The 5,689-nt window shown below is 62.8% G+C and carries 4 protein-coding genes; 1 reads left to right on the top strand and 3 read right to left on the bottom strand.

Translation table 11 applies throughout. The features are described 5' to 3' along the window. Positions 1-566 precede the first annotated feature (566 nt). A complete protein-coding gene (ltrA, locus tag SO140_RS45185; protein ID WP_474804932.1) occupies positions 567-1,949 on the top strand; it encodes a group II intron reverse transcriptase/maturase in 1,383 nt (460 codons plus the stop codon). 185 nt (positions 1,950-2,134) lie between these two features. On the opposite strand, the gene SO140_RS45180 is transcribed toward ltrA, so the two are convergent. From SO140_RS45180 to SO140_RS45170, 3 genes are all read right to left on the bottom strand, one after another. Further along, a complete protein-coding gene (locus tag SO140_RS45180) occupies positions 2,135-3,250 on the bottom strand; it encodes a DUF6745 domain-containing protein (RefSeq protein WP_449384659.1) in 1,116 nt (371 codons plus the stop codon). After that, entirely contained in the window at positions 3,240-3,584 is a 345-nt protein-coding gene (locus SO140_RS45175; protein WP_449384658.1) for a DUF8820 family protein, read from the bottom strand. The genes SO140_RS45180 and SO140_RS45175 overlap by 11 nt, the downstream gene beginning before the upstream one ends. A 174-nt stretch (positions 3,585-3,758) precedes the next feature. After that, positions 3,759-5,156, bottom strand: a complete 1,398-nt coding sequence (locus SO140_RS45170) for an ammonium transporter (RefSeq protein ID WP_449384657.1) — start codon at positions 5,154-5,156, stop codon at positions 3,759-3,761. Positions 5,157-5,689: the final 533 nt, after the last annotated feature.

Genomic DNA, 5,689 nt, shown 5'->3' with positions numbered 1-5,689 from the left:
AACCCCTCGATCTCAAGACAGGACGCCCCATTGCGCTATCGTCTTGGCTCCGTCGCCAGCCGCGGCGCCCTACCGCGTGAGCGGTTTAGTCGTGTGCCGGGCATGCTCAATAGCTCGGAAGTGAAAGTCTTCCACCCAACCTGATGGAGGTGAAGGGGTAGTGAAACGCAAGGGCTGCCGTCGCGAGGCGGGGTCTGAAGGAAGCGTGGATCAAAGGTGCGAGCTGATGAACAAAAAACGGATATGAGGCGCAAGCGTCGGACGAGCGGGCGACACATCGCGAAGTCCAGATCCATCAAGGATGCGAAGCGTAGATCCGGCGGTTGTGCACCGAAGGCGATTGAGCTTACCCCGGGAGGTCTGCCCGGCGTCGCCCTCGGGCGACTGAGACGACCGCGAGGTCGTCTGACCGCCGGGCAGAAGTCAGCAGAGGGCGTATTAGGTCAGGCTGTCGGCAAAGCTATTGAGGCACTCCAAGGCCGAAAGGTGGAGAAACAGATAGGCGGAGCCGGAAACGATGGCCGAAGGCCCGAACGATCGAGAGAAGCAAATAGGACTGGTATCTCGTGAATAGAAAGCGGCAGAACAACCAGCAAGCGCTGGCCTTGGAACCGAAGGAGTGGGGTGAAGCCCCGGCGCGCGGTGACGAGGAGACCGAACCATTCATGGCGAAATCAGCCACCGAAAGCTCGACTTTCACAGAACAACTAATGGAGGAGGTGTGCGACCGAGAGAACCTCGAAAGAGCGTGGAAGCGTGTTAAAAGGAACAAAGGAAGCCCTGGCGTTGATGGGATGACCATCGACGACGCAAAGGCTTTCCTGCGTGAGCACTGGCCAAACATTCGGTCTCAACTGCTCGACGGAAACTATCGGCCGCAGCCGGTTAAACGGGTAGAAATCCCGAAGCCGGATTGCGGGATCAGAAAACTCGGCGTCCCCTGTGTCGTCGACCGCCTGATTCAACAAGCCATGCTGCAAGTTCTCCAAGAGCGATGGGATCCGACGTTCTCGGAGCACAGTTTCGGATTTCGGCCGGGGCGGTCCGCCCACCAGGCTGTAGCCCAGGCACAGCGTTACATCGCCGATGGCTACAACGTAGTGGTTGATCTCGATCTGGAAAGATTTTTCGACCGAGTTAACCACGACATCCTGATGTCGCGCGTCGCCGCACGAATACCTGATAAACGCGTGCTCAAGCTTATCCGGGCATTCCTGAATGCCGGGGTATTGGAAGACGGTTTGGTCCGACCGGTGGACGAAGGGACCCCGCAAGGCGGTCCGCTCTCGCCCTTCCTCAGCAATATCGTGCTCGACGACCTCGACAAGGAATTGGCTCGACGTGGTCACCGGTTCTGCCGTTACGCGGATGACTGCAACATCTATGTTCGCAGCCTCCACGCCGGCGAAAGAGTGAGGGCCTCGATAAGCCGATTCCTGACCAACAAGCTCCGCTTGAAAGTCAACGAGGCCAAAAGCGCGGTGGCGCGACCCGAGGAACGTAAATTTCTCGGATTCAGCATTGCGAATGACGGGAGCGAGCGACGCATTGCGCCGAAAGCTCTCGACAAATTCAAAGACCGAATCCGGGAGATCACATGCCGGACGCGAGGGATCAGTTTGCAACAGATGATCGCAGACCTCACGCCATACCTCATCGGATGGCGCGGGTACTTCGGCTTCTGCCAGACCCCGCGCGTGCTCACAAACCTGGAAGCCTGGATCCGCCGGAGATTGCGAATGTATCTCTGGCGGCAATGGCGGAACGGGCATAACCGATTCACGGAGCTTCGCCGCCTCGGCATCGCGAAGTTCGCCGCATCGGTCGCTGCCGGTTCACCGACGGGACTCTGGCGCATGTCCGGACACCCGGCGGTTCAACACGCCCTACGCAATCAGGCGTTCGATTCTCTTGGTCTTCCCCGAATCTTCATGCCTGTGCCGGTTTAACTCGATCGAACCGCCGTGGTACGGACCCGTATGCCCGGTGGTGTGGGAGGGGTGGCGTCGCGAGACGTCCCCCTATCCCGATCCTTGACCCTTCGGCGACATCGGGCAACGTCCGCTTTTTCGCGCTGTTGGGGGTGAGCGGACATCAGTCGGCCAATCTCTTGATGAGTACACGCCCTGGCCTTTCAAGTTCTCTGCACGAGGTGTGCATACGCCTCCACACGCATCCCGTAGGTCCAGGCGACCGCCTCGCGCGCGGTGCGCAGATTGGCCGGCACCTGGAGGAAGAAATGCCGGCGCGTGCCGTCCGGCTCGGGCGTGGCGTTGACCACCTCCACCGCGGCCCAGGCGTCCGCGGCGAGCCAGTTTCGGCGCCACAGAATTCCCGTCTCGTCCTCGGCGATGCGGGTCGCGCCGCCGAGCGCGACGTAGCGTTCCGGCGTCATGATCTCGATCATGCAGCGGCGGACCTGGACATCCACTTGCTCGTCGATCGCGGCCAGCGTGATTTGCTCGCTGTGCTCGATGATCCAGCGCGGCACCTCCACCCCGCGCCAGGCCCACACCGACCAGCCGTCCGGATAGCGCAGCGCCGGACCGCTGGCGTGATGCAAGCGGTCGCGCGCGTCACTGCACAGCAGGTTCGGCCGCTCCGCGAGCCAGCAGGTGTGCTCATGCGGCTGCAACCAGCCGACACTGGTCGCAAGCTGCATGAGGCCGCGCAGCGGCTCGGTCTCGGCCCGCAGGCCAACCACCTCGCGGAGATAATCGTAGACGCCAAGCCACGACAAATCGTGCGGCCCCCCGGCAAGGGACGAAAAACTCCGCGGGGCGAGCATCGCCTGGCACACAGCGGACCACGATAGGCCATAGCGGCGAAGATGACCCAGCACGGTCAGAGTCTGCTCCGGCACGCTCCGCATCACCGCATCGGTCGCGGCGGCGACAAGGGGATCGGCGGGATTGACGGCGCTCTCAACAGTGGCAAGCACCTTCCGATCGACACGCGCCTCAACCAGCGAGGCGACTATTCGGCGAAGACGATCGACGAGACGGGAACGGACGTTGCGGCCGGCGTCGCGCGACATCCGGCCGGCAAGCGTGGCCAGCGCAAGCGGACTGTCGCACCAGACGACGCGCACCGGCGGCGCAAGTCCTGCGACATGATAGGCAAGCCGCACCGCCTGCTCTGCCGCGCCGCGGTCGGCAGGCGCCGTCGACCGCCGGACGGCAACCCACCGCGCGCGAAAATCCCCCAGCGCCGCCGCTTGCTCCGCCGTTAGCGCCTCCTTAATCGGCAAGGACGCGCGCATCCCGTGGCCCGAGTTCGCGCTGGCGGCGCACGCGGTAGGTCCCTCGCGGCAGCGTGAGCGGTGCATGCTCCTCATGCGTCACCCGCGCATAGGCCGCACCGATCAGGAGATGCCCGATATAGAGCCCGGCCGGAATGTCGCGCGCCAGATCATCGTCGCGAAACAGCGTCACGCGCTCGCGGATCGCATGACAATGTCCGGTGGCTTCGCCCTCCAGCAGGACCAGCGGCACGCCTGCGGCGGTGTCAGTGAGCGTTCCCGATGGCGCCACATCGCCTACCCGCTCGATCAGCAGGTCACCTTGCGCAAAGATCTCGGTCATCGTTCCCTCTCCCGTGCCGGGGCATCCGCGCCTGCGCGGATGCCCCGATTGCTTCACTATTGTTAGAGGCGATCTAAAGCGCGATGAGATCGTGATGAATCATCATCGCGCATTAGGTTGTTGTTTGAGCATGATCTTTTCGGAAAACCGCTTCACACTTTTCCGGATCATGCTCTAGTGCACGACCTCGCCATGCAGTGCGAGGTCGAGACCATCGCGCTCCATATCCTCCGACACCCGCAAGCCGACGAACAGCTTGACCACATAGAGGATGATCAGGCTGACGACGGCGTCATAGACGAACACCGTGGCAACGCCGATGCACTGGTTGATGAATTGGCCGGGATTGCCCTCCAGCGCGCCCGCGGTGCCACCATATTGCTCGACGGCAAAGATGCCGGTGAGCAGCGCGCCGACGATGCCCCCGACGGCGTGGACGCCAAAGCAATCGAGCGCGTCGTCATAGCTGAACATGGCCTTTAGCCCGGTGCATCCCCAGTAGCAGAGCACGCCGGCTGCGATGCCAATCACGAAGGCGCCGATCGGGCCGACGAAGCCCGACGCCGGCGTGATGGCGACGAGGCCTGCGACCGCGCCCGAGCAGATGCCGACGACCGTCGGCTTGCCCTTGAGCGACCACTCGACCAGCATCCAGGTGAAGCCTGCAACGGCCGTTGCGATCTGCGTCACCAGCATCGCCATGCCCGCCTGCATGCCCGCCGTCACCGCAGAACCCGCATTGAAGCCGAACCAGCCAACCCAGAGCAGCGAGGCGCCGATGAAGGTGAGCACCATGTTGTGGGCCGGCCCGGTCTCCTTGCGCTTGCCCAGCATGATGGCGCACATCAGGCCAGCCACGCCAGCGTTGATATGCACGACGGTCCCGCCGGCGAAATCGAGCACCTTGACCCAGGCGGCGTCGTTGCCGGAGGCGAAGATCCCGTCGGGGCCCCATACCCAATGCGCGACCGGCGCATAGACGAAGATCGCCCACAGGCCGATGAACCAGAGCATCGCGGAGAATTTCATCCGCTCGGCAAAGGCACCTGCGATCAGCGCCGGCGTGATGATGGCAAACGTCATCTGGAAGCAGATGTAGACGCTTTCGGGAATCGTCGCCGCGAGCGGATTGGGATTGCCGATCCCGCCCTTGCCGATGTCGCTCATGATGTCCTTCAGGAACATGCGGTCGAGCCCGCCGACGAACGGCGTGCCGGCGCGGAAGGCCAGGCTGTAGGTCAGGAGCGCGAACAGGATCGTGACGAGGCACGTCACCGCGAAGCTCGTCATCACGGTGTCGCCGACGTTCTTCTTGCGCACCATGCCGCCATAGAACAGCCCGAGCCCGGGAACGGTCATCATCAGCACCAGCGCAACGGAGGTGAGCATCCAGGCGGTATCGCCGGGATTGGGCGTGCACTTCTCGAGGATCTTGCCGCCGCAAGCCGGCGGCGCCGCATCCTCGGCGAGAGCAACATCGCCGAGGGCGAGGTAGAGCAGCGCAATTCCCAGCAGCGCGACCAGCAACGTCACGAGCCTTTGGCGCGTGGATGTTCTTGATTCCATCGTCATCCTCCCAAGTCGCATGAGAAGTCTTCCGGCGATTGCCTCGACTGGAACCCGCAAGACGAGCGTTCGCGCCGGCGCGATTGGGCCAGCGTCATCAGCTCGGATTTTTGGGACACAATGCTCGCGGCTCGGCGCGATGAGGTCGTCGAGTGTCGATGGCTCGAGACTGGCGTCGACCAGCCTCATGGCTTATCGGCCTTTCCCTTGTCGCCAGATCGGAAAGCGTCAGTGACGGTTCCAATTCTTAGGTCAAACTACAAGCAAGATTCGCGCCGTTGATGCGATTCAATCAACTCACTGAATGCGCATCGATTCCACTTTGCTGCTTTGCGATAGGAGCCGTGCGTGCTGCTTCGCGCAGCAGCGCTTCGCCCAACGAATGAGCAGAGGCTGACAATGCCTACGCGGTTCGCAACAGTGCCGCCGTATCGAACGGTGTCATCACCCGCGAAGGCGAAGGCGGGTGATCCAGATGCTATGGGGTAAGCGGCGACTGGGGTAAGCGGCGGTGAGGGTGTGGACACCCCTCGAACGCC

It is taken from the genome of Bradyrhizobium sp. UFLA05-108 (assembly GCF_059803455.1).
Note: the sequence above shows the minus strand (reverse complement) of the source record. Positions and strands in the feature narration are given on the sequence as shown.

Bases quoted from the DNA above. Each gene is read 5' to 3' on its own strand.
- SO140_RS45175 (WP_449384658.1), bottom strand. From the start codon at position 3,584: ATGACCGAGATCTTTGCGCAAGGTGACCTGCTGATCGAGCGGGTAGGC.
- SO140_RS45170 (WP_449384657.1), bottom strand. From the start codon at position 5,156: ATGACGATGGAATCAAGAACATCCACGCGCCAAAGGCTCGTGACGTTG.